At 59.7% G+C, this 24,347-nt stretch carries 18 protein-coding genes; 11 read left to right on the top strand and 7 right to left on the bottom strand.

Going from position 1 to position 24,347, the window contains the following annotated elements; all coding sequences use genetic code 11:
* Positions 1 to 11 precede the first annotated feature (11 nt).
* The 4 genes from ABDX87_RS18275 (at position 12) to ABDX87_RS18260 (ending at position 4,489) form a co-directional block, all read left to right on the top strand.
* Positions 12 to 1,112: an ABC transporter permease gene (locus ABDX87_RS18275; protein WP_346829146.1), complete on the top strand. Its 1,101-nt coding sequence runs from the start codon at positions 12 to 14 to the stop codon at positions 1,110 to 1,112.
* A complete protein-coding gene (locus ABDX87_RS18270; RefSeq protein WP_346829145.1) occupies positions 1,112 to 2,038 on the top strand; it encodes an ABC transporter permease in 927 nt (308 codons plus the stop codon). Before ABDX87_RS18275 ends, ABDX87_RS18270 begins: the two co-directional genes overlap by 1 nt.
* Before the next feature lie 105 nt (positions 2,039 to 2,143).
* Positions 2,144 to 2,830, top strand: a complete 687-nt coding sequence (locus ABDX87_RS18265) for an SDR family oxidoreductase (protein WP_346829144.1) — start codon at positions 2,144 to 2,146, stop codon at positions 2,828 to 2,830.
* Positions 2,831 to 3,133: 303 nt separating this feature from the next.
* Entirely contained in the window at positions 3,134 to 4,489 is a 1,356-nt protein-coding gene (locus ABDX87_RS18260) for an 8-oxoguanine deaminase (RefSeq protein WP_346829143.1), read from the top strand.
* A 41-nt stretch (positions 4,490 to 4,530) separates the two neighbouring features.
* Here the strand turns inward: ABDX87_RS18260 and ABDX87_RS18255 are convergent, their stop codons facing one another.
* Complete coding sequence (locus tag ABDX87_RS18255; RefSeq protein ID WP_346829142.1) at positions 4,531 to 5,622, bottom strand: calcium:proton antiporter; 1,092 nt, start codon at positions 5,620 to 5,622, stop codon at positions 4,531 to 4,533.
* A 407-nt stretch (positions 5,623 to 6,029) separates the two neighbouring features.
* On the opposite strand from ABDX87_RS18255, the gene ABDX87_RS18250 reads away from it, so the two are divergent.
* From ABDX87_RS18250 to ABDX87_RS18240, 3 genes are all read left to right on the top strand, one after another.
* Positions 6,030 to 7,127 carry a BMP family ABC transporter substrate-binding protein gene (locus tag ABDX87_RS18250; RefSeq protein ID WP_346829141.1) on the top strand — a complete coding sequence of 366 codons (1,098 nt, stop codon included), beginning with the start codon at positions 6,030 to 6,032 and terminating at the stop codon, positions 7,125 to 7,127.
* Between the two features lie 141 nt (positions 7,128 to 7,268).
* Complete coding sequence (locus ABDX87_RS18245) at positions 7,269 to 8,237, top strand: 2-oxoglutarate and iron-dependent oxygenase domain-containing protein (RefSeq protein WP_346829140.1); 969 nt, start codon at positions 7,269 to 7,271, stop codon at positions 8,235 to 8,237.
* A gap of 79 nt (positions 8,238 to 8,316) precedes the next feature.
* The gene (locus tag ABDX87_RS18240) at positions 8,317 to 9,270 is read left to right on the top strand and encodes an adenosine deaminase (RefSeq protein ID WP_346829139.1); all 954 of its coding nucleotides are present in this window, start codon (positions 8,317 to 8,319) and stop codon (positions 9,268 to 9,270) included.
* 103 nt (positions 9,271 to 9,373) lie between these two features.
* Here ABDX87_RS18240 and ABDX87_RS18235 read toward each other — a convergent pair whose 3' ends face one another.
* Together ABDX87_RS18235 and ABDX87_RS18230 are read right to left on the bottom strand one after the other, a co-directional pair.
* A complete protein-coding gene (locus tag ABDX87_RS18235) occupies positions 9,374 to 10,066 on the bottom strand; it encodes an ArsR/SmtB family transcription factor (protein WP_346829138.1) in 693 nt (230 codons plus the stop codon).
* 673 nt (positions 10,067 to 10,739) lie between these two features.
* On the bottom strand, positions 10,740 to 11,948 hold the full coding sequence (locus ABDX87_RS18230) for a multidrug effflux MFS transporter (protein WP_346829137.1): 1,209 nt from the start codon (positions 11,946 to 11,948) through the stop codon (positions 10,740 to 10,742).
* Positions 11,949 to 12,176: 228 nt separating this feature from the next.
* Between ABDX87_RS18230 and ABDX87_RS18225 the strand changes: the two genes are divergently transcribed.
* Complete coding sequence (locus tag ABDX87_RS18225) at positions 12,177 to 12,536, top strand: hypothetical protein (RefSeq protein WP_346829136.1); 360 nt, start codon at positions 12,177 to 12,179, stop codon at positions 12,534 to 12,536.
* Between the two features lie 86 nt (positions 12,537 to 12,622).
* Positions 12,623 to 13,120 carry a GreA/GreB family elongation factor gene (locus tag ABDX87_RS18220; protein ID WP_346829135.1) on the top strand — a complete coding sequence of 166 codons (498 nt, stop codon included), beginning with the start codon at positions 12,623 to 12,625 and terminating at the stop codon, positions 13,118 to 13,120.
* Between the two features lie 257 nt (positions 13,121 to 13,377).
* Here ABDX87_RS18220 and ettA read toward each other — a convergent pair whose 3' ends face one another.
* Entirely contained in the window at positions 13,378 to 15,042 is a 1,665-nt protein-coding gene (gene ettA, locus ABDX87_RS18215) for an energy-dependent translational throttle protein EttA (protein WP_346829134.1), read from the bottom strand.
* 397 nt (positions 15,043 to 15,439) lie between these two features.
* On the opposite strand from ettA, the gene ABDX87_RS18210 reads away from it, so the two are divergent.
* Positions 15,440 to 19,279: an EAL domain-containing protein gene (locus ABDX87_RS18210; protein WP_431061160.1), complete on the top strand. Its 3,840-nt coding sequence runs from the start codon at positions 15,440 to 15,442 to the stop codon at positions 19,277 to 19,279.
* A gap of 180 nt (positions 19,280 to 19,459) precedes the next feature.
* Positions 19,460 to 20,713, top strand: a complete 1,254-nt coding sequence (gene glyA / locus ABDX87_RS18205; protein WP_346829133.1) for a serine hydroxymethyltransferase — start codon at positions 19,460 to 19,462, stop codon at positions 20,711 to 20,713.
* Between the two features lie 198 nt (positions 20,714 to 20,911).
* Here the strand turns inward: glyA and yjiA are convergent, their stop codons facing one another.
* The 3 genes from yjiA to ABDX87_RS18190 all read right to left on the bottom strand — a co-directional run bounded on the left by yjiA (position 20,912) and on the right by ABDX87_RS18190 (position 24,335).
* Complete coding sequence (gene yjiA, locus ABDX87_RS18200; RefSeq protein WP_346829132.1) at positions 20,912 to 21,889, bottom strand: GTPase; 978 nt, start codon at positions 21,887 to 21,889, stop codon at positions 20,912 to 20,914.
* Between the two features lie 152 nt (positions 21,890 to 22,041).
* Positions 22,042 to 22,239, bottom strand: coding sequence for a YbdD/YjiX family protein (locus ABDX87_RS18195; RefSeq protein WP_074756223.1), 198 nt, complete (start codon positions 22,237 to 22,239; stop codon positions 22,042 to 22,044).
* A 26-nt stretch (positions 22,240 to 22,265) separates the two neighbouring features.
* Positions 22,266 to 24,335, bottom strand: coding sequence for a carbon starvation CstA family protein (locus tag ABDX87_RS18190; protein ID WP_346829131.1), 2,070 nt, complete (start codon positions 24,333 to 24,335; stop codon positions 22,266 to 22,268).
* Positions 24,336 to 24,347: the final 12 nt, after the last annotated feature.

Below are 24,347 nucleotides of genomic sequence, written 5' to 3'. Positions count from 1 at the left end.
AGGAGGCTCCGATGCTGCTTTCACTGGAACCGCGCGGCCATGAGTCACGCGCCATGTTGTGGTTTTCGCCTTTGCTGGCGGCCATGCTGACACTGGCTTCGGGATCGTTGCTGTTCATCGCGCTCGGACTCGATCCGTTGCTGACCCTGCACACCTTGTTGATCGCACCGGTCAGCGACCTCTACGGGGTGTCCGAACTGATGGTCAAGACCCTGCCGATCCTGCTGTGCGCGCTGGGTCTGGCCGTGGCGTACCAAGCGCGGATCTGGAACATCGGCGCCGAAGGTCAATTGCTGATCGGCGCGCTGGCGGGCAGCGCCGTGGCGGTCAATGTGATCGATATTGACAGCCGCTGGGTGCTGGTGCCCATTCTGCTAATCGGCATCATTGCGGGTGCCGCATGGGCTGGTCTGACGGCTTGGTTGCGCACGCAGTTCAACGCCAACGAAATCCTCACCAGCATCATGCTCAATTACATTGCGCTGAACCTGCTACTGTATTTCGTCCATGGCCCGCTGAAAGATCCGGCGGGCATGAATTTCCCTGAGTCCGCCATGTTTGGCGATGCCAGTCGTCTGCCGCTGCTGACCGAAGACGGTCGCGTACACGCCGGGGTGTATTTCGCCCTGCTCGCACTGGTCGCGGTCTGGGTGTTGCTGCAACGCAGCTTTGTAGGCTTCCAGATCAAGGTTCTTGGCCTGGACAAACGCGCCGCCGGGTTCGTCGGCTTTCGCGAGAAGCGGTTGGTCTGGCTGGCGTTATTGATCAGTGGCGGACTGGCGGGGTTGGCAGGTGTCTGCGAGGTGACCGGCCCCATCGGTCAATTGGTGCCTCAGGTATCACCGGGGTACGGCTACGCCGCGATCACCGTGGCCTTTCTCGGCCGACTCAATCCGCTCGGGATTCTGTTTTCCAGCCTGTTGATGGCGTTGCTGTATCTGGGCGGCGAAAGTGCGCAGATGACCCTTAATTTGCCGCAAGCCATCACACAGTTGTTTCAAGGCATGATGCTGTTTTTCCTGCTGGCTTGTGATGTGCTGATTCTCTACCGCCCACGTCTCACGCTGCGCTGGGCCCGCCGCCAGATGGCCGCTGTGCCGGGAGCCGTGTGATGGACATCGATCTGCTGAGTAATATCTTTTTTGCCACGGTACGTTGCGGCACGCCGCTGTTGCTCGTGGCGCTGGGTGAGCTGGTGTGTGAGAAGAGCGGCGTTCTCAACCTGGGTCAGGAAGGCATGATGCTGTTCGGTGCGGTGATCGGTTTCATCGTTGCGCTCAGCACGGGCAGTCTGTGGCTAGGCGTCTTGCTGGCGATCCTCGCGGGCATGCTGCTTTCGTCGCTTTTCGCCTTGGTGGCGCTGGTGTTCAACGCCAATCAGGTCGCGACCGGGCTGGCACTGACGATCTTCGGCGTCGGGCTTTCCAGTTTCGTCGGCGCCGCCTGGGTCGGCAAACCGCTGTCGGGGTTCGAGCCTCTCGCAGTGCCTTACTTGAGTGATATTCCGCTGATCGGGCGGATGCTTTTTGCACAGGACATTCTGGTTTACCTGTCCTTCGCCCTGTTCGCCCTGGTGGCCTGGACGCTTCTGAAAAGCCGTGCGGGTTTGATTATTCAAGCGGTGGGCGAAAACCCTGACGCAGCCAGTGCGATGGGCCTGCCCGTGCTGCTCGTTCGCACCTTGGCGGTGTTGTTCGGCGGCGCCATGGCTGGGCTTGCCGGTGCTTATCTGTCGCTGGCCTACACGCCGATGTGGGCGGAAAACATGAGCGCAGGTCGCGGCTGGATTGCCCTGGCGCTGGTGGTGTTCGCCAGTTGGCGCGTTGCACGGGTCTTGTTGGGCGCCTATCTGTTCGGTTTCGCCAGCATCCTGTACTTGGTCGCCCAGGGCATCGGCCTGGCGATCCCTTCGAACCTGCTGGCAATGCTGCCGTATGTCGCGACGATCGTGGTGCTGGTGTTACTGTCGCGCAATGCACTGCGCACCCGACTGTATGCACCGGTGTCCTTGGGACAGCCTTGGCAGTCGGGGCACTGAGTCAGGCGAGAGTGTGACCGTTGCGCCGGAAAACCAAATTCCTGGAGCCCGCCGCGGTCAACTCTCCTGATGCCGCTTCGTTTCGTTTTCCAAGGAGTTAACTTCATGCCTGCCAACAAAACTGCATTGATCATCGGCGCTTCCCGAGGTTTGGGTCTCGGCCTGGTCAAACGCCTGACCGAGCAAGGCTGGGAGGTCACCGCGACAGTTCGTGATCCGCACAGCGCCGACGCATTGAAAGCCCTGCCCGGCGTGCACATTCAGACGCTGGACATGGACGAGCAATCGTCGCTGGAAGTGCTCACGCATAACCTCAAGGGTCAGGTGTACGACGTGTTGTTCGTCAACGCTGGCGTCATGGGTCCCAAACATGAAAATCCTACCGATGCCACCGCCGGTGAGTTGGGCCAATTGTTCCTGACCAACGCGGTCGCCCCTATTCGTCTGGCCAAGCGCTTCGTCGATCAGATTCGTCCGAACACCGGCATCATTGCGTTCATGAGCTCGGTGCTCGGCAGCGTCACGATGCCCGACGCGCCGGAAATGGCGTTGTACAAGGCCAGCAAGGCAGCACTGAACTCGATGACCAATACCTTCGTCACTCAACTGGGCGACAACAAACCGACCGTGCTTTCGATGCACCCGGGCTGGGTTCGTACCGCCATGGGTGGCGAGGGCGCCGACATCGACGTGGACACCAGTGTCCGCGGGTTGGTCGAGCAGCTTGAGCGATTTGCCGGGGAAGGTGGACATCACTTCGTGAACTACAAGGGAGAGACCATTCCCTGGTAACGCTTTGAGTCGGAGGCGTCGGCTTGCTGGCGACTGCGTTGGGTCAGGTGTATACGCATTGACCTACCTGCCGTATTCGCTGCCGTCGTCACCTCCGACGTCTGCTACAGCCCTGCGGCGGTCAAAAAAAGCGCGTCCAGCCGCTGGCCACAAGGTAAATCCCAATACTTGATCTACAGGTCAACTCCCCACTACACTCCGCCCCCTCGCCTCGCGGCTCATTCGAAGTCGCGGCGACCCTGGATCAGCAGACAGGGCAACACTGAGCTGGCGACCTGAACCCACTTTCAGAGGAGCCGGCCAATGCCCGCGATCCGTATCTGGTTGAAAAATCCCCTTGCTGTGTTTACCGCCAACGATCTCGATGCCCGAGGCGGGCTGGTGGTGGAAAACGGTGTAATCGTCGAAATGCTCGCGACCGGCCAATCGCCTTCGGCACCGTGCGATCAGACGTTCGATGCCCGTGAACACGTGCTGCTGCCGGGCCTGATCAATACTCACCACCACTTCTATCAAACCCTGACCCGTGCCTGGGCACCTGTCGTCAATCAGCCGTTGTTTCCGTGGCTGAAGACGCTGTACCCGGTCTGGGCACGCCTCACCCCGGAAAAACTGGCGCTGGCCAGCAAAGTCGCACTGACCGAATTGCTGTTGTCGGGCTGCACCACCGCGGCTGATCACCACTATCTGTTCCCGGACGGCCTGGAAAACGCGATCGACATCCAGGTGCAGAGCGTCCGCGAACTGGGCATGCGCGCGATGCTGACCCGCGGCTCCATGAGTCTGGGCGAAGCCGACGGTGGCTTGCCGCCGCAACAGACCGTGCAGCAAGGACAGGTGATTCTGGAAGACAGCCAACGGCTGATCGACACGTATCACGAGCGCGGGGACGGGGCGCAGATCCAGATTGCGCTGGCGCCCTGCTCGCCGTTTTCGGTCACCACTGAAATCATGTCCGAAAGCGCAGTGCTGGCCGAAAAGCTTGATGTTCGTCTGCACACGCATCTGGCGGAAACGCTGGATGAAGAGGAGTTCTGCCTGCAACGCTTCGGCCTGCGTACCGTGGATTATCTGGACAGCGTCGGGTGGCTCGGCCCCCGTACCTGGCTGGCCCACGGCATTCATTTCAACGAGCAGGAGATCGCGCGACTGGGCGAAGCCGGGACTGGAATCTGTCACTGCCCAAGTTCGAACATGCGCCTGGCGTCGGGTATCTGTCCGACACTGGACCTGATCGCGGCCGGTGCGCCGATCGGATTGGGTGTGGACGGCTCAGCCTCCAACGACGCTTCGAACATGATGCTGGAAGCCAAGCAGGCGCTGTACCTGCAGCGTTTGCGTTACGGCGCGGAAAAGATCACCCCGGAACTGGCGTTGGGCTGGGCGAGCAAAGGCTCGGCGAGATTGCTGGGCCGCAGCGACATCGGTGAACTCGCCGTGGGGAAACAGGCCGACCTTGCGCTCTTCAAACTGGACGAACTGCGTTTCTCAGGCAGCCATGATCCGCTCTCCGCGCTGTTGTTGTGCGGGGCGGATCGGGCGGATCGCGTGATGATCGGCGGCCAGTGGCGCGTGATTGACGGTCAGGTCGAGGGGCTGGACCTGAAAGGCCTGATTGCAGACCACCGCCAGGCGGCGGCGGAGTTGATCAGCGGCTGACAGTACAACCAGCTTCTGGCCTGCTGCCAGAAGCAAAGCCGTCACAGTCCCAGCAACGACAGCATGACGAACGTCGCGAACAACACGAAGTGAGTCATGCCTTCGATGGCGTTGGTCTCGCCGTCATTCAGGTTGATGGCGCTGACCAGCAGCGTGACGAAGATCATCACGGTCTGCACCGGTGTCATCGCCATCTGGAACGGCTGGCCCGTGTACAACGCCATCGCCTCCATTACAGGCACCGTCAGAATCACCGTCGACAAGGACGCACCCAACGCAACGTTGACCACCGACTGCATGCGGTTTGCCAAGGCAGCTCGCAACGCCGTGAGAATCTCGGGCGCGGCGGAAATCGCCGCAACCAGAATTGCGGTCATCACCGGCGGCGCGCCACTGCCTTCCAGGCCCAGATCGACCGTCTTCGACATGACCTCGGCCAACGCACCGATGATCACCACGCCGAAGACCAGCGTGCCGATGGACCGCGGCAGGTTTACCGGTTCGCTTGGCTGCTCAGGCTGTTCCTTGCGGCGTTTCTTGTCGGGATAGCTGTAACTGAAGAAATAACTGTGCGGCCCCACCTGCATGCGCAAAAACAAGCCGTAGAGCAGGATCATCGCGCCAATGGTGAATGCCGAATAGACCTTCCATTTCGACTCCGGAATGAATTCGGGCACGACCATCGATACGGCCATCGCCGTCAGGATCATCACGCTGTAGGAACGTGCCGAATCGTCGTTGTAGGACTGCTCGCCGTGCTTAAGCCCCCCCATCAAAGCGGCCAGCCCGAGAATTCCGTTGATGTCGAGCATGACGGCCGAGTAAATCGTGTCGCGCACCAGCGTCGGTGACGGCTCGTTGCTCATCATGATCGCCAGGATGACCACCTCTACCAGCACTGCTGACAGGGTCAGGATCATCGTGCCGTAGGGATCGCCGACTTTTTCCGCGAGCAATTCGGCGTGGTGCGCCACACGCATGGAGGCGCAGACGATGAACCCCACTAGCGCAATGCCCGCGATCAGCGCCACGGTGTTGCCGTGCCCCAGTAATTGATGCTCGAACGGGTACGCGAAGCAGGTCGCAATCACCGCCAACAGAAGAAACTTTTCTTGCTTGAGTATCGTGCCCATCGCTGCCTTTTCGCCTCTGCGACCCAGGCCGCACGTCCATGAAGGTTTAACTGCTCAAGCGGTTGAGAGTGTTGGTTGTAAATAAAGGTTTCAAGACAGGCCTGAAGCAGCCGTGTTTTGTGGGAGCGAATTCATTCGCGAAGATATTTCAGCCGATAAATATGCATCGGCTGTAAGGCCCCCTCGCGAATGAATTCACTCCCACAGAGTGTTGACCTGTTGCACCGGTTCGTAGCGTCCAGCTCGTTGTACGCACTGTCGGCGAACACACGAGCGACGCCACCGATCCTGAGATCTCGTCGAATCCCGCCACGCACCCAGACCTGTCTTATTGGTCAGCTTTTTGCATTGAGTCCGACGCCCTGCCCAGACGGCCCGGCCTACAAGACCAAAGGAGCTCGACCTGCATGCTTTCCACCCTTCACTCACGTCGTCCGCTGAAAAAACTGCTGTGCGCCATGGCCGCTGTCGTTGGCCTCAGTTCCAGTCTGCTGGCCGTTGCGGCAGATCCGTTGAAAGTCGGATTCGTGTACATCGGGCCGATTGGCGACCACGGCTGGACCTATCAGCATGAGCAGGGCCGCCAGGCGATGGCCAAGGCACTGGGCGACAAAGTGACCACCAGTTTTGTCGAGAACGTACCGGAAGGCGCGGATGCAGAGCGCGTCATCCGCAACATGGCCAAGAGTGGTTACGACCTGGTGTTCACCACCTCGTTCGGCTACATGAACCCGACGCTGAAGGTCGCCAAGCAATTTCCCAAAGTGACCTTCGAACACGCGACGGGCTACAAGCAGGACAAGAACATGGGCACGTACCTGGCCCGCACCTACGAAGGGCGTTATGTGGGTGGTTTCCTCGCCGCGAAGATGACCAAAACCAAAAAAATCGGTTATGTCGCCTCGTTCCCGATTCCAGAGGTCTTGCGCGACATCAACGCGATTCAACTGGCGCTGAATAAATACAACCCGGGCACCGAAATCAAAGTGGTGTGGGTCAACTCCTGGTTCGATCCGGGCAAGGAAGCGGACGCCGCCAACGCGCTGATCGATCAGGGCGCGGACGTGATCTTCCAGCACACCGACAGCCCGGCCCCGATTCAGGCCGCAGAGCGTCGTGGCGTGTACGCCGTGGGATACGCCTCGGACATGGCGCATTTCGGTCCGAAGGCCGTGCTGACCTCCATCGTCAATAATTGGGGCCCGCATTACATTCAGGCCACGCAATCGGTCATCGACGGCACCTGGAAATCTCAGGATTACTGGGGTGGTTTGAAAGAGGGCACGGTGGAACTGCCGATCAGCGACCTGGTGCCCGCCGACGTGAAAGGCGAAGCGCAGAAGATCATCGCCGATATCGAGAGCGGCGCGTTCCATCCTTTCACCGGCCCGATCAAGGATCAGAGCGGCGCAGTGAAAATCCCTGAAGGCAGCGTCGCAACCAATGCGGAACTCGCGTCGATGAACTATTACGTGGAAGGGGTGAAAGCGGAGTTGCCGAAGTAGGGCAATCCCTGGTCTCAGACATCTGTAGGAGCGCGCTTTCCCGCGATTGCGTTCTGTCAGTCAACACATCCGGACCTGACACACCTCATCGCGGGCAAACGCGCTCCTACAGTGAGTGATAGCTGCCTAAACGGAGTACACATGAACCCGCTTCCCGTCATCGACATTTCCCCGCTCTACGCTCAAGACGATCAGGCCTGGCACGAGGTTGCCCAGCGCATTGATGCAGCGTGCCGTGAATGCGGTTTCTTCTACATCAAGGGCCACCCGATCAGCACCGAGCGTATCGACCAGGTGATCGGCAGCGCTCAGCGATTTTTCGCTCAGCCTCTGAGCGAGAAGCTGAAAATCGACATCACCCAAAGCCAGCATCATCGTGGCTATGGGGCGATTGCCACCGAGCAACTGGACCCCGACCTGCCCAGCGATCTGAAGGAAACCTTCGACATGGGCCTTCACTTGCCGGCCGATCATCCTGACGTGCTGGCCGGCAAGGCGTTGCGCGGACCTAACCGTCACCCGGATCTGCCGGGTTGGCAGTCACTCATGGAACAGCATTACCGAGACATGCAGGCATTGGCCCTGACGCTGCTAAGGGCCATGACGCCGGCGTTGGGCATCGAGCGCAACTTCTTCGATCAACGTTTCGAGCAACCGGTCAGCGTGTTGAGGATGATCCACTACCCGCCCCGCCACACCGCCACCAGCGAACAGCAACAAGGCGCTGGCGCTCACACCGACTACGGCTGCATCACCTTGCTTTACCAGGACGTTGCCGGCGGTCTTCAGGTGCGTGATGTTCGCGGTGAGTGGGTCGATGCGCCGCCCATCGAGGGCACCTTCGTGGTCAATCTGGGCGACATGATGGCGCGCTGGAGCAATGATCAGTACGTGTCGACGCCGCACCGGGTTATCAGCCCGCTGGGCGTCGATCGCTATTCGATGCCGTTCTTCGCCGAACCGCACCCCGATACTCGCGTTGAATGCCTGCCGGGCTGCACCGACCAGCACCATCCACCGCTCTACCCGCCGACCACATGCGCTGAGTTTCTGCTGTCACGTTTCGCCGACACCTATGCCTACAGAAGGGAGCAGGACGCAAAAGTCTGAACCGTCCGGTCAGGTTTTCACCCAGCCGACGCGCTCAACTCTGTAGAATGCCCACCATTGCACCTGATGAGAAAAGCACATGTACGACTGGTTGAATGCCCTGCCCAAGGCTGAATTACACCTGCATCTGGAGGGCTCGCTTGAGCCTGAACTGCTGTTCGCCCTGGCTGAACGCAACAAGATTGCCCTGCCCTGGAATGACGTCGACACCCTGCGCAAGGCGTACGCGTTCAACAACCTGCAGGAGTTTCTCGACCTGTATTACCAGGGCGCGGACGTGCTACGCACCGAGCAGGATTTCTACGACCTGACTTGGGCCTACTTGCAACGCTGTAAGGCTCAGAACGTCATCCACACCGAGCCATTCTTCGACCCGCAGACCCACACCGATCGCGGCATTGCGTTTGAGGTCGTGCTGAACGGCATCGCCGGGGCGTTGAAGGACGGCAAGGAGCAGCTGGGCGTCGGCAGCGGCCTGATCCTCAGTTTCCTGCGACACCTCAGCGAAGAAGAGGCAGAAAAAACCCTCGACATGGCCTTGCCGTACCGTGATGCCTTTGTCGCGGTCGGTCTGGACAGCTCTGAAATGGGTCACCCGCCGAGCAAGTTTCAGCGCGTATTCGATCGTGCTCGCAACGAAGGCTTCCTGACCGTGGCCCACGCTGGCGAAGAAGGCCCGCCCGAGTACATCTGGGAAGCACTGGATTTGCTGAAAATCCAGCGTATCGACCATGGCGTGCGCGCGATCGAGGACGAACGCTTGATGCAACGCATCATCGACGAGCAAATCCCGCTCACGGTCTGCCCGTTGTCAAACACCAAACTCTGCGTGTTCGACCACATGAGCCAGCACAACATCCTCGACATGCTCGAGCGTGGGGTGAAGGTCACGGTGAATTCTGATGACCCGGCCTATTTCGGCGGGTACGTGACTGAAAACTTCCAGGCGCTGCACGAGCATCTCGGCATGACTCAAGATCAGGCGAAACGCCTGGCCCAGAACAGCCTGGATGCGCGTTTGATCAAGCCCTGATCTCAAGAAACGTCTTCCGCAGCCATGCGGTTTGCCAGCGGTGCGACGTCAACATCGCCACCGCGGCAAGCCGTGACACTGCGCGTTTCTCGCCAGACATTCATCACGCCGCCGCCGCAATCTTGTTGATTTCACGCTGCCCGTTGGACGACACCTGAAGAGTGCAAGCCTCCTCCGTCGCCCGCAACCAGCCCAACTGCATGAACAGCTGAAGCAATCCGGCGCCCAAGGCACCGCCCAAGTGCGGGTTGACCTCGTTGCAATCGGCGCAGGCACAAACGGTTTCCCGCTGCCTGTGAGCCAGTGCCGGCACGAAGATGCCGCGTTCGGCAAACCGTGAAATCCCGACGTTCGTCACCTCCAGGCGCTGATCGGACTGTTCGATCCAGCCCGCCCCCAGCATGCGCTGGTACAACTCTGTCCCCAGTTCTCCGCCGAGATGATCGGCGCACACGCTCGCGCGGCGTAAGGGCAACGGAGGTAACGGTTGCGCGACGCTCCGATTGACGACCTCGGCGCTGATCATCGAAGCACTGGCCAACGCCTGTACGGCTGCGCCGACTTCCGGCGCGGCCAGTCTGAAAAACCGCTTTCGTCCGCGCACTTCCTGCCGGAGCAATCCGCCGGACGCCAGCCGCGCCAGGTGCGCACCCGCCGAGGAGGTCGACAAGCCTGCCAGCAGCGCCAACTCGTCGGCCGCCCGCGAGGTCCCGTCCATCAATGCCCACATCATCGCACTGCGCTTGGGATCCGCCAGCAGCGCGGCAATCTGACTGATGCAAGGTGCGTGTTCCATGTCTTCACTCCCTGTTGAAACATTCGTCTACTACGATGACCGGCTCGCCATACACGGTATGCAGCCATGATCGTTGCATGGCGCACATGATGGTTTTGATCTGCATCACTTCATGGAAACTCTGAATGGCCTGATTCGCCCCGTCGTACAGATTGGCTCAAGTCATCAAGACAGTTTCAATGTTGCGCCAGTAATGGGATCCACGGTGACTGCACAGTATAAGCGTTGCATCTACGCAGAGAATTGGCTTCGCCAAGTCGGGTGTTGAAGCTTGTAAGCTGCTTAGGTAAAACATTGGGCAAAGGTTCGCACGTTCTCAATGCCCGGGCATGCTCCACGATGCAGCCAGAAACCGCTTCGCACGGGCCTGTCCGTCCTGTGTGGTTAACGGTGCGGGATTAATACCGAGGCAAATGCCTACAGCGAATATTCCGAAAACTCTCAAGAAAAAAATCCACTGATCAAACAAGAACACCGGATTTATCCACTGAAAAAACTGTCCTGATTCTTCCTGCACAAAGCCCATGTAAGAAGATTCTATTTTTTAAGTAGTAAACAACTGCGGCGAAATCCAATTCATTCGCACATCAAAGACAGGCGGTGTATTTGACTCCGCGTTTATCTGCCTGCGATGGGAAGGGTTCGGCAACGTCATCACGTCGCCGAACGGGCGTTACAGTCGTACGTCAACATGCTGGGTGAGCGCATCGCGTTTCAGCTGTGCACGCCGCGTGACCAAAGCCAGACTCACGGCCAGAACACCACACCCGGTGATGACCGTCGCCATGGGCACGGCGGTGCCGTCATGCAACACACCGACCAACGCCGCCGCGCCTGCAGCCACACTGAACTGAAGGCATCCCAGCAGGGCCGACGCGCTGCCGGCACGTTTGCCCTGCCCGGCCATCGCGCACGCCGACGCATTGGGGATAATGCACCCCAGACTGGCAATGTAGACAAACAGCGGAACCAGCAGCGGCCAGAGCTTCTCGGTATGCAGCGAGGCGATCCCGAGCAACACCAGTGCAGCGGTGAGGTAAAGCCAGACCATCCGCGACAGCAACCACGCGGGCCCGAAACGGCCCACCAGGCGGGCGTTGACCTGTGCGACCAGGATGAAGCCTGCCGCGTTTGTACCGAACAGCCAGCCGTAATGTTCGGCCGGAACGCCGTACAGCTTGATGAACACGAACGGCGAACCGGCGATGTAGGAAAACATCCCGGCCATCGCGATGCCGCCGGTCAATGCATGGCCCAGAAAAATCCGGTCTCCGAACAGGCGCCAGTAGGAACCCAGCGCGCCGGACAACGGCAGCCGCGGATGCCCGGCGGGCATGCTTTCCGGGAGTCCCCAGGCCACCGCCGCCGCCGTCATTGCGCTGAACAGGGTCAGGGTCATGAAGATCGTCTGCCAGCCGTACACATTCACCAGCAGGCCGCCGAGCATCGGCGCCAGAATCGGGGCCAGTCCCATCACCAGCATCAGCTGCGAAAACACTTTCGCCGACTCAACGGGGGAACATTTGTCACTGACAATGGCCCGCGACAGCACCATGCCGGCGCACCCACCCAACGCCTGAACGAATCGGGCCGCAATCAGCCACTCAAGGCTCGGCGCGAACGCGCAGGCGAGCGACGCCAGTGTGAACAAGCCCACGCCGAACAACAGCGGCAGGCGTCGGCCGAAACGGTCAGCGATCGGTCCGTAAACCAGTTGACCGATGCTCAAGCCGAGGAAGTAAGAAGCCAGGGTCAACTGAACGTGTTGTTCATCCGTTGCGAACGCCAATGCAATGGCCGGAAAACCGGGCAAATAAAAATCGATGGCCAATGGGCCGAAAGCGCTGAGTGCGCCAAGGATCAGGATCGTTCGCAGGTTCATTCATCTTCCTAAGCAGTTTCGCGCAGCTGGACAGTTTAACAACCCTGAATCTTCTCAGGCCGTCGACAGGAAAATTACTAAAAGTTTTTTCAGCTTCTTGATCCGTCAGGCGGAAATCCGGAACTAATCGCGCTGTACCGGGCATCGGTTAATGGATTTCTCACAACGCTTTTACACATAACTCACAGATGCGCTTCTAGACTTTTAACATCAGTCGAGGACACGGAAATGAATACGCGTTGGGTTGTGCTGTGGTGCTGCTTGGTTGTCGCCGGATGTCAGTCTACCCACGACCAGTTATTGGCCGAAGGTTACCCACCGGCCTTTGCCGATGGTTTTCAGGATGGCTGCGGGAGTGGTCGGCAGTCCGTGGATATCATGAAAGGGCAATACAAAAAGGACGTGCCGCGCTATTTGCGTGACACGATTTATGCGCAGGGTTGGGGCGACGGATTCCGCCAGTGCCAGGCCCAACTGGAAAACCGCTCTATTCAGGATCAGGGCCGAGACAGTATCTGGAACGACCGGGACCGGGCCTGGGAGCAACAGAAGACCCAAGGCGCCGCCAAGGCTTATCGCTCTCACTGACGTTCACGTCGTTGCGGGACATTTGGCGAAACTTATCGGATGCGATCATGGCCCAACTTTCATGAACGTGAATAAGGGAGCACATCATGAGTCGGGCCTTCGTCAACGAAGACAACGCTGCCGCGCAGGCAAGCCAGCCGGTCGAGCGACAGGTCAGCGAACAACCGAATTACGTGACGGCAAGTGGTCTTGCTCAGTTGCAGGCCCACGTCGTGTCATTGCAGGCGCAACACAGCGAACAATCCGCGCGTGGCGAGAACGCCGACAAACAGCGTCTGGCCGATATCGAGAGGGACCTGCGCTACTTCAATCAGCGCCTGCAGAGTGCTCAAGTGGTCTCACCTGCGGTGTCCACGGAGAAGGTGCAGATCGGCAGCTGGGTGACCTTTGCCGATGAGCAGGACAACCAACAGCGTGTCCAGTTGGTAGGGGAAGATCAGGCCGATGCGACGAGTCAGTTGATCAACTGGGCATCTCCGTTGGGCAAGGCGCTGCTGGGTGCGGAAGTCGGGGATGAAGTCAGCTGGAAACGGCCCGTCGGCGATCAGGTGATTGAGGTTGTGCAGATTGAGGCGGATGGTTGATGAACCCGCAAACCCTCGTTGCCGGAGCTTCCAGGTGTTAGAGATACCTCAAAACGTTCTTGCAGGTCAGCTGACATTTCCTTCACCGGACCCACCGCATTCGCTGCCCTCGTAACCTCGGACGTCTCCCACAGGTACCGCGTCAATGCGCAGATATGGGCGCATTCCAATATGTGGGAATTACGCGCATCAGCGACCGACCGCACACGTAAAAAAAACGGAGCCCGAGGGCTCCGTTTTCATGACACTCGCCTGAATCAGGCCAGTTTCTTGTGGCGCACGCGGTGCGGTTGGGCAGCGGCGTCACCCAGACGCTTCTTGCGATCGGCTTCGTACTCGGTGTAGTTGCCTTCGAAGAACACGGCTTGGGAGTCGTCTTCGTACGCCAGGATGTGGGTCGCGACGCGGTCAAGGAACCACCGATCGTGGGAGATCACAATGGCGGCGCCCGGGAAGTCCAGCAGCGCTTCTTCCAGGGAACGCAAGGTTTCGACGTCGAGGTCGTTGGACGGTTCGTCGAGCAGCAGGACGTTACCGCCCTCTTTCAGGGTCAGCGCCAAGTGCAAGCGACCGCGTTCACCACCGGAGAGGTCTTTGACGAACTTCTGCTGATCGCCGCCCTTGAAGTTGAAACGGCCGACATAGGTGCGCGACGGGATTTCATAGTTGCCGATCTTGATCTGATCGGAGCCATCGGAAATCTGTGCAAACACCGTCTTGCTGCCGTCCAGGTCGTCACGGCTCTGATCGACGCACGCCAGTTGCACGGTTTCACCGATCTCGATGGAGCCTGAATCCGGCTGTTCCTTGCCCATCAGCATGCGGAACAGGGTCGACTTACCGGCACCGTTACCACCGATCACGCCGACGATGGCGCCTTTAGGCATCGAGAACGACAGGTTGTCGATCAATACGCGATCGCCGTAGCCCTTGGTGACGTTCTTGAATTCGATGACCTTGTCGCCCAGACGCGGGCCGGCCGGGATGTAGATTTCGTTGGTTTCGCTGCGCTTCTGGAATTCCTGCGACTGCATTTCTTCGAAGCGTTGCAGACGGGCCTTGGATTTCGACTGACGAGCCTTGGCGCCTTTGCGCACCCACTCCAGTTCTTCCTTCATGGCCTTTTCGTGAGCGGATTGCTGCTTGGATTCCTGGGCCAGACGATCGGACTTGGCTTCGAGCCAACCCGAATAGTTGCCCTCGTAAGGAATACCGGCGCCGCGGTCGAGTTCCAGAATCCAGCCGGCGACGTTGTCCAGGAAGTAACGGTCGTGCGTGATCGCGACCACGGTGCCTGGGAAGTCGTGCAGGAAGTGCTCAAGCCATGCAACGGAATCGGCGTCCAGGTGGTTGGTCGGTTCGTCGAGCAGCAGCATGTCAGGTGCCGACAGCAGCAGACGGCACAGGGCCACACGACGCTTCTCACCACCGGACAGGTGCTCGACCTTGGCGTCCCAGGCGGGCAGACGCAGCGCATCGGCGGCGACTTCCAGTTGACGCTCGAGGTTGTGGCCATCGCTGGCCTGCAGGATGGCTTCCAGCTTCGCCTGTTCGGCGGCCAGCTTGTCGAAGTCGGCATCCGGTTCTGCGTAGGCAGCGTAGACCTCGTCCAGACGCGCCTGGGCGTCTTTGATCACGCTGACCGCTTCCTCGACCACTTCACGAACAGTCTTGGTCGGGTCCAGCTGAGGTTCCTGCGGCAGGTAGCCGATGTTCAGCTCGGGCATCGGGCGTGCTTCACCGTCAAACTCGGTGTCGACACCGGCCATGATTTTCAGCAGCGTGGATTTACCCGAACCGTTGAGACCGAGCACACCGATCTTGGCGCCCGGGAAGAACGACAGGGAGATGTTTTTCAGGATTTCCCGCTTCGGCGGAACAACTTTGCTCAGCCGATGCATGGTGAAGACGTATTGAGCCATGGAATGAAAACCTGGTTATGACTGTGAATAAAGGCGCGAGCGGCCGGGAGAAACCCGGTGCTCTGTCGCAAAAACAGCTTTTTAATGACCTTGCAACTTGCCGTCGGGCGCATCCGGGCCTTGAATTGATGAAGGCTTGACCAGAATAGCTGCGGCAAAACTTCCGAGCACCGGTAATAAAGCTGGAGCAATGTTTGCAGGCATTGCGTAACGCTTGCAGAAATCGGGCATCCCGCGCGTGGCGCAAAGCTACCCGAATGCAGTCGACAGGGCAAACCGTGCAGCCCAATGGGACTGGCACTTAGCCACAAGTCAAGGCATGCTAGCCGCCCTTTGGGCGTCGAGCTTATAGTGCATTTCGCACACGCTGATTCAGTCCAGCAGTCAGGATCACAGTTTGTCCACATCAACCCCCACACCGCCCTTGCGCTCGTCGAAAACTGCGACGGCTACGCCTTTTCGTGGCTCGCTGAAAGGCGCGCTGGCGGTGCTGGTGTTGCTGATGCTCGTGTTGTTGTTATGGCAACTGGTTGAACAGTTTCAACAGACGCAGGAGCGTCAGCGTCAACGCAGCGTCGACTACAGCATTCAGCTGGCCGACCGCTTGAGCCTGAACATGGCGCTGAACGCTCAGGTTGCGCTTAACGTGCTGGATGACGCCAAGGGTAGCCCGCAGCCCCGCGAACAACTGACCGCAACACTGGATCGCCTGCGTCAATCGATCCCCGGTCTGCGCAGCGTCGCCTGGCTCGACAGCCAATCCAACGTCATCGGCGACAGCGAGCAGGGACGTCAGGACGCCGGTTTTTTGACTGGCCAGCACAAGCGCATTCAAGGCCGCACCTACTATTACGCCGACGCCGAAGACGGTTCGCTGATTTACCTGTTCGTTCGTCAACCGGGCAGCGAAAGCGAAGGCTATTGGGCGATCCGTCTGGACACGTCAGCCCTCACGTCCCTGACCCGACAAAGCGATCAGGACTATCAGCCAGGCTGGCAACTGGAAAACCGTACGACACACCGTCTCATCTATCAGGGACAAGCGGCTGGCGCAGAAGCCGTCGGCAGTGATCCGCAGACCGTGCTGCTCGAACCGCTGACCAACAGTGACTGGCAACTGCGCGGGCTGTTCGATGCTAACAAAGCGCGTCAGGCCTTGGCCGCACCGTTGGTAGCCAAATGCCTGATCGCCCTGCTCTGCTCCATCGTGCCTCTGCTGGCGTTGCGCAGCTTGAGACGCCGCCAACTGCAGCTGCATGAAAGCCGTCGCCGCTACCAAGACATCTTCGAGGGCACCGGCGTCGCGCTTTGTGTTCTCGATCTCTCGGGCCTGCCCGAATACCTGAGACAACTACAGCTGAGCAGCAGCGAAGAATTGAGCCAGCGCCTGATCCATCGTCCAGTCCAGCTCAAGGGCCTGTTACACCAGTTGCGCATCACCGAGGTCAATCAGGTCGCCTCAAGCCTGCTGCGTGCAGAATCCGCCGAAAAAGTCTGGCAGCAGTTGATCGAGGGCTGTCCCCGGTCGAGTACAGGCATTGGCGTGCAGTTGATCAGCGCGGTGCTCGACGGCCTGCCACAGCTTGAGCTGGAAATCCTGCTGCCCGATGCCGACGGCCACGACCAGCACTTGTGGCTGGTCGTGCGCCTGCCCGAGCAGCCGGAAGACTTCAATGCCGTCATCCTGAGCATCAACGACATCACCAATCGCAAGCAGACCGAGCTGGCGTTGCAGGAGCGTGAAAGCTTCTGGTCGGACGTGGTGCGCACCGTTCCCGATCATCTATACGTTCAGGACATCACCACGCGGCGAATGATTTACAGCAACCATCATTTGGGGCAGACCCTGGGCTACACCCGGGAAGATCTGCAGCAAATGGGGGAATACTTCTGGGAGATACTGCTGCACCCTGAAGACACCGAGTGCTATGAACATATGCGCTTGAACTGGACCCAACAAAGCGACAGCGGAATGACCGAATGCCAACTGCGCTTTCGCGACCGCCGAGGCGGGTGGCGCCGTTTCGATATTCGCGAGCAGGCACTGGCGCCGGACAAGAACGGTCGGGTCACTCGCATCATCGGCGTGGCCAAGGACATCACCGAGCAGGTCGAAGCCAGTCAATCGCTGCGCGACAGCGAGCAGCGCTACCGCATGCTGGCGGAAAGCATCAGCGACGTGATCTTCTCCACCGATCAGACACTGAAACCCAACTACGTCAGCCCTTCGGTCAACGCCGTGCTGGGTTATACCTCCGACTGGATTCTGCAAAACGGCTGGAATTCGATCATTGCCAACCCTCAACAGCTGGCGGGGCTCTATGCCTTGCTGCACCGGGTTCGCAGAGGTCTGGGCAAGCCTGAGTCCCTGGCGGCGCTGCGCAGTGAAGTGACGACGCAACTGTTTCTGTTTGACTGCCTGCGCGCCGACGGCCGCAAGATTCCCGTCGAGCTGCGTCTGGTTCTCGTGTGGGACGAAGCCGGAGCGTTCGAAGGCATTCTCGGGGTCGGCCGCGATATCAGTCAGCAGCGCCGCGCTGAAAAAGACCTGCGCATGGCCGCGACCGTATTCGAACACTCGACCTCCGCGATTCTGATCACCGACCCGGCCGGTTATATCGTCCAGGCCAACGACGCGTTCAGTCGCGTCAGCGGCTATGCCGTCGCGCAAGTGCTCGACCAGTTGCCGATGATGCTGACCGTCGAAGACCAGCAGGAAGCCCACATGGGTTACATCCTCAAACAACTGCACCAGCGCGGCAGTTGGGAGGGTGAGTTGTGGCTCAAGCGACGCGATGGCGAACATTACCCGGCGTGGGTCGGCATCACGGCCGTGTTTGACGACGAAGGCGACCTGGCGAGCTACGTGTGTTTCTTCAGCGACATCAGCGAGCGCAAGGCCAGCGAACAGCGCATTCACCGGCTCGCCTACTACGACGCCCTGACCCACCTGCCCAACCGCACGCTGTTCCAGGACCGTCTGCACACCGCGTTGCAACACGCCGAGCGCCAGCATGCCTGGGTGGTCTTGATGTTCCTCGATCTGGACCGCTTCAAACCGATCAACGACTCCCTCGGGCACGCTGCGGGCGACCGCATGCTCAAGGAAATGGCGACACGCCTGCTGGCGTGCGTGGCCGACGACGATACCGTTGCGCGCATGGGCGGCGACGAGTTCACCTTGCTGTTGCAGCCCGGCGCCACGCAACAGGCCGCGCTGACCCGCGCCATTCATGTGGCCGAGCAGATCCTCGCCAGCCTGGTAAAACCTTTCGTGCTGGAAGGCCGTGAGTTCTTCGTGACCGCCAGTATCGGGATCGCGCTGAGCCCGCAGGACGGCAGCGAGCTGAGCCAGTTGATGAAGAACGCCGACACGGCGATGTATCACGCCAAGGAGCGCGGCAAGAACAACTTCCAGTTCTATCAAGCCGACATGAACGCCAGCGCCCTGGAGCGTCTGGAACTGGAAAGCGACCTGCGCCACGCGCTGGAGCAAGAAGAGTTCACTTTGTACTACCAGCCGCAGTTCAGCGGCGACGGCAAACGCCTGACCGGCGCAGAAGCCCTGTTGCGGTGGCGTCATCCCCGTCGCGGCCTGGTACCGCCGGGCGACTTCATTCCGGTGCTCGAAGAGCTCGGGCTGGTGGTTGAAGTCGGCGAGTGGGTGCTCAAGGAGGCCTGTCAGCAGTTGCGCGAATGGCACAAGGCGAAGGTCCGCGTGCCGAAGGTCTCGGTCAACATTTCCGCGCGGCAGTTCTCCGATGGGCAGTTGGGCATGCGCATCGCCAATATCCTTCAGGAAACCGGCCTGCCGCCGGCCTGCCTGGAACTGGAGCTGACCGAAAGCATCCTGATGCGCGAGGTCAGCGAAGCGATGCAGATCCTGGACGGCCTCAAGCGCCTGGGCCTGAGCATCGCGGTCGACGACTTCGGCACCGGCTATTCCTCGCTGAACTACCTCAAGCAATTCCCGATCGATGTGCTGAAGATCGACCGCACCTTTGTCGACGGTTTGCCTTCCGGCGAACAGGACGCACAGATCGCCCGCGCGATCATCGCCATGGCCCACAGCCTCAACCTGGCGGTCATCGCGGAGGGCGTGGAAACCCACGAACAACTGGAATTCCTGCGCGAACACGGCTGCGACGAAGTGCAGGGATACCTGTTCGGGCGGCCGATGCCGGCCTCGCGGTTCGAAGCGCAGTTCAGCAACGATGCGCTGTTCATGATTGACTGACAGCAGCCACAACCTTCAAGCCATAAGCCGCAAGCAGACGCCGTCACGCGCTCGGCTTGAAGCGTGTGGCTTGAAACTGCATTCCGCTCATCAGGCACATGACCTGCTTTCATATGCCAGATAAAACGCGATGGGGTAGAATGCCCCCCTTTTCTACCGCCTGATCCCCGAGGACCCGCCATGTTCAGCCGTAATTTGACTATCGCCAAGTACGACTCCGACCTGTATGCCGCTATGGAACAAGAAGCCAAGCGCCAGGAAGAGCACATCGAGCTGATCGCCTCGGAAAACTACACAAGCCCGGCTGTCATGGAAGCCCAGGGTTCGGTACTGACCAACAAGTACGCCGAAGGTTACCCAGGCAAGCGTTACTACGGCGGCTGCGAATACGTCGACATCGTTGAGCAACTGGCCATCGACCGCGCCAAAGAGCTGTTCGGCGCCGATTACGCCAACGTTCAGCCACACGCCGGCTCCCAGGCCAACAGCGCCGTTTACCTGGCCCTGCTGAACGCAGGCGACACCATTCTGGGCATGAGCCTGGCTCACGGCGGTCACCTGACTCACGGCGCCAGCGTTTCCTCCTCCGGCAAGCTGTACAACGCTGTTCAATACGGCATCGACGGCAACGGCCTGATCAACTACGACGAAGTCGAGCGTCTGGCGGTAGAACACAAGCCAAAAATGATCGTCGCGGGTTTCTCCGCCTACTCGCAGATCCTGGACTTCCCACGCTTCCGCGCCATCGCTGACAAAGTCGGTGCGTACCTGTTCGTAGACATGGCCCACGTGGCCGGTCTGGTTGCCGCTGGCGTCTACCCGAACCCGGTTCCTTTCGCTGACGTCGTCACCACCACCACGCACAAAACCCTGCGCGGTCCACGTGGCGGCCTGATCCTGGCGCGCGCCAACGCCGAGATCGAGAAGAAGCTGAACTCCGCCGTGTTCCCTGGCGGCCAGGGCGGTCCTCTGGAGCACGTCATCGCCGCCAAAGCGATCTGCTTCAAGGAAGCACTGCAGCCTGAGTTCAAAACTTACCAGCAACAAGTGGTGAAGAACGCCAAGGCCATGGCTTCGGTGTTCATCGAGCGTGGTTTCGACGTGGTCTCCGGCGGTACCGAGAACCACCTGTTCCTGCTGTCCCTGATCAAACAGGACATCTCCGGTAAAGACGCCGACGCCGCGTTGGGCAAGGCCTTCATCACCGTGAACAAGAACTCCGTACCGAACGACCCACGCTCCCCGTTCGTCACCTCCGGCCTGCGCTTCGGCACACCGGCTGTGACCACTCGCGGCTTCAAGGAAGCAGAGTGCAAGGAACTGGCTGGCTGGATCTGCGACATCCTGGCTGACCTGAACAACGAAGCGGTGATTGACGCCGTTCGTGAGAAAGTCAAAGCCATCTGCGCCAAGCTGCCGGTTTACGGCGCGTGATCTGACGCAGTAGCGGTTGCATGAAAAGCCCGGCTCTTTAGCCGGGCTTTTTTGTGGCTGACGGGGGAAGATCAACCTGTGGGAGCAGTCGGAGGTTACGACGGCCGCGAATGCGGTGGATCAGATACACCAAGGGTGAATGACTCACCGCTTTCGAGCAAGCTCGCTCCCACAGGAGATCGTGTAAAACCGAAAATGTCAGCCAGCCGCCACCTTCGCAAATCCTTCCCTGATCTTCTCTTCCGGCAGCTCATCGGCAATGAACACGATCACACTCTCACGGGTTTCGCCTTCGGCCCATTCCACGTCGAAATCAAAGCCGTACAGCTTCAGCACGCCTTGAAACACCAGCTTGCGCGCTTCGCCCGCGATGTTCAGCACGCCTTTGTAGCGCAGCAGTTGTTTGCCGTGGTCTTCAAGCAGTTCGTTCATGAACTCGCTGAGCTTGTCGAGATCCAGCGCCTTGTCGCTGCGCAGGACCAGGCTGCTGATACGGTCGATCGAACGGCCCGCAGGCGCTGCCGGACGCAGGGTCATGCCGCCGATGTCGGCGTTCAGGTTGAAACCGCGCACATCGAGCAGTTCGGCCAGATCGATCTTGCCGTGCTTGACGATGCGAATCGGCGCGCGACGGTTGATACGGGCCAGACGCTGACTCAGGGCCTCGAAGGTCGCCTCGTCCACCAGATCGGTCTTGCTCACCAGCAGGCGGTCGGCGAAACCGATTTGTGCCTGGGCAATGGTCTGTTCCAGATGCGTGTCAGCGTGGGCGGCGTCGACCAGCGTGATGATGCCGTCGAGGATATAGCGCTCGCGCAGCTCCTCATCGATGAAGAAGGTTTGTGCCACCGGCGCCGGATCGGCCAGGCCGGTGCATTCGATCACCAGACGGTCGAACGCGATTTCACCGCTGTCCAGACGCTCCAGCAGCAGGAACAGCGCCTTGGTCAGGTCGGTATGGATGGTGCAGCACACACAGCCATTGGACAGGGTCATCACCTGCACGGGCTCATCGCCCAGCAATTGCGTGTCGACGCCTGCGTCACTGAACTCATTTTCGATCACGGCGATTTTCAGGCCGTGCTCTTCCTTGAGCAGGTGACGCAGCAACGTGGTCTTGCCCGCGCCGAGAAAACCACTCAGGACGGTGACGGGAATGGGTTGCGAAACGGTCATGCGTTCTCCTGCTTTCAGATGCGCGCCGACGCTCTCTCTGTGGGAGCGAATTCATTCGCGACACGTCGGCACAAACAATAGAAGTATCCAAACGAAAACGCGCCACGACAGGCGTGGCGCGCTATTCAAACCTGCTTTACAGCATCAGCCCATCAACAGCACTTGGGCCCACCCTTGCCGCCGTAACGCGCGTCCTGGCGTTCCCGAAAGAACGCCTCGTACGTCATCACAGGCTTGTCGGGGTGCTTGTTCTGCATATGTTCGACGTAGTTGTCGTAGTCCGGCATGCCCACCATAAGGCGCGCCGCCTGACCCAGATACTTACCCAAACGATTCAGGTCATTGAACATACACAGCTCCTCGCCTCACAGCGCACTCAGTTGGCTTTCGGGAAGGCCTGGAATGGCGCTTCCTTGTCGGTACGCTCTTTCTTGGTCCAGGCCGCGCGGCCTACCTTGATGGCGTAGAACAGGATGCTCAGCACCACGAACAGGAACAGGGTGGTCAGCGCCGCGTTGGTGTACGCGTTGAAGATCACGTGCTGCATCTGGTCCATGGTCTTGGCCGGGGCCAGCACCTGACCGGCGTCGGCTGCCGTGCTGTACTTCTTCGCCAAGGCCAGGAAACCTACGGCCGGGCTTGGGTCGAACAGCTTGATGAAGCCCGCGGTTACGGTGCAGATCAGCAGCCAAGAGGCAGGCAGGATCGTGACCCACACGTACTGCTGACGCTTCATTTTGATCAGCACGACAGTCGCCAGCATCAGCGCGATACCCGCCAGCATCTGGTTGGAGATACCGAACAGCGGCCACAGGGTGTTGATGCCGCCCAGCGGATCGATCACGCCTTGATACAGCAGATAACCCCACAGCGCCACGCAACCACCGGTGCCAATCACGTTGGCGGTCCAGGACTCGGTGCGTTTGAGCGAAGGCACGAAGCTGCCGAGCAGGTCTTGCAGCATGAAACGACCGGCACGGGTACCGGCGTCAACGGCTGTCAGGATGAACAAGGCTTCGAACAGGATCGCGAAGTGGTACCAGAACGCCATGGTGTTCTGGCCAGGGAATGCCTGGTGCAGGATCTGCGCGATACCGACGGCCAGCGTCGGAGCACCGCCAGCCCGGGCCAGAACGGTGTTCTCACCGATGTCCTTGGCCGTTGCGATCAGTTGATCCGGGGTAATCACAAAGCCCCAACTGCTGACCATCTGTGCAACCGCGTTGACGTCGGTGCCAACGATCGCCGCCGGGCTGTTCATGGCGAAGTAAACGCCTGGTTCGATGACGGAGGCCGCGACCATGGCCATGATGGCGACGAAGGATTCCATCAACATGCCGCCGTAACCGATGTAACGGGCGTTGACTTCGTTATCCAGCAGTTTCGGCGTGGTGCCCGAAGAAATCAGCGCATGGAAGCCTGATACGGCACCGCAGGCGATGGTGATGAACAGGAATGGGAAAAGCGTGCCTTTCCAGACCGGACCAGTACCGTCGGTGAACTGGGTCAGGGCTGGCATTTTCAGCTCAGGCGCCAGAATCAGAATCCCGATCGCCAGCGCGACGATGGTGCCGATTTTCAGGAAGGTCGACAGGTAATCGCGTGGCGCCAGCACCAGCCAGACCGGCAGCATGGCGGCCACAAAGCCGTAACCGACCAGCATCCAGGTGATTTGCACGCCTGTGAAGGTAAACAGCGGCGCCCACTCAGGGCTCGCAGCCACTTGGCCACCGACCCAGATCGACAGCAGCAACAGCACGACGCCCACCACGGAGATTTCGCCAATGCGGCCCGGGCGGATGTAGCGCATGTAAATGCCCATGAACATCGCAATCGGAATCGTCGCCATGACCGTGAACATGCCCCACGGGCTCTCGGCCAGGGCCTTGACCACGATCAGCGCCAGCACCGCGAGGATGATGATCATGATCAGGAAGCAGCCGAACAAGGCGATGGTGCCAGGAATGCGGCCCATTTCCTCACGGACCATGTCGCCCAGCGAACGGCCGTTACGGCGGGTGGACAGGAACAGGATCATGAAGTCCTGAACCGCACCGGCCAGTACCACACCGGCTATAAGCCAGAGCGTGCCGGGCAGGTAGCCCATCTGCGCTGCCAGCACCGGGCCGACGAGCGGACCTGCACCGGCGATTGCGGCGAAGTGGTGACCGAACAGAATGTGTTTGTTGGTTGGCACATAGTCCAGACCGTCGTTGTTCAGCACCGCGGGCGTGGCCCGTGTCGGGTCAAGTTGCATGACGCGGGTGGCGATGAACAGACTGTAGTAGCGATAAGCGACCAGATAGATAGCGACCGCGGCGACCACGATCCAGAGTGCGTTGATTGCCTCTCCCCGACGCAATGCAACCACTCCCAGGGCCCAGGCCCCAAGAATCGCAACAATCAGCCAGGGCACGTGGCGCAGCAGACTATTATTGTTTTTCATTTTTTTTTATTT

Origin of the sequence: Pseudomonas abietaniphila (assembly GCF_039697315.1) — a bacterium.
Classification (GTDB): domain Bacteria; phylum Pseudomonadota; class Gammaproteobacteria; order Pseudomonadales; family Pseudomonadaceae; genus Aquipseudomonas; species Aquipseudomonas abietaniphila_B.
Note: the sequence above shows the minus strand (reverse complement) of the source record. Positions and strands in the feature narration are given on the sequence as shown.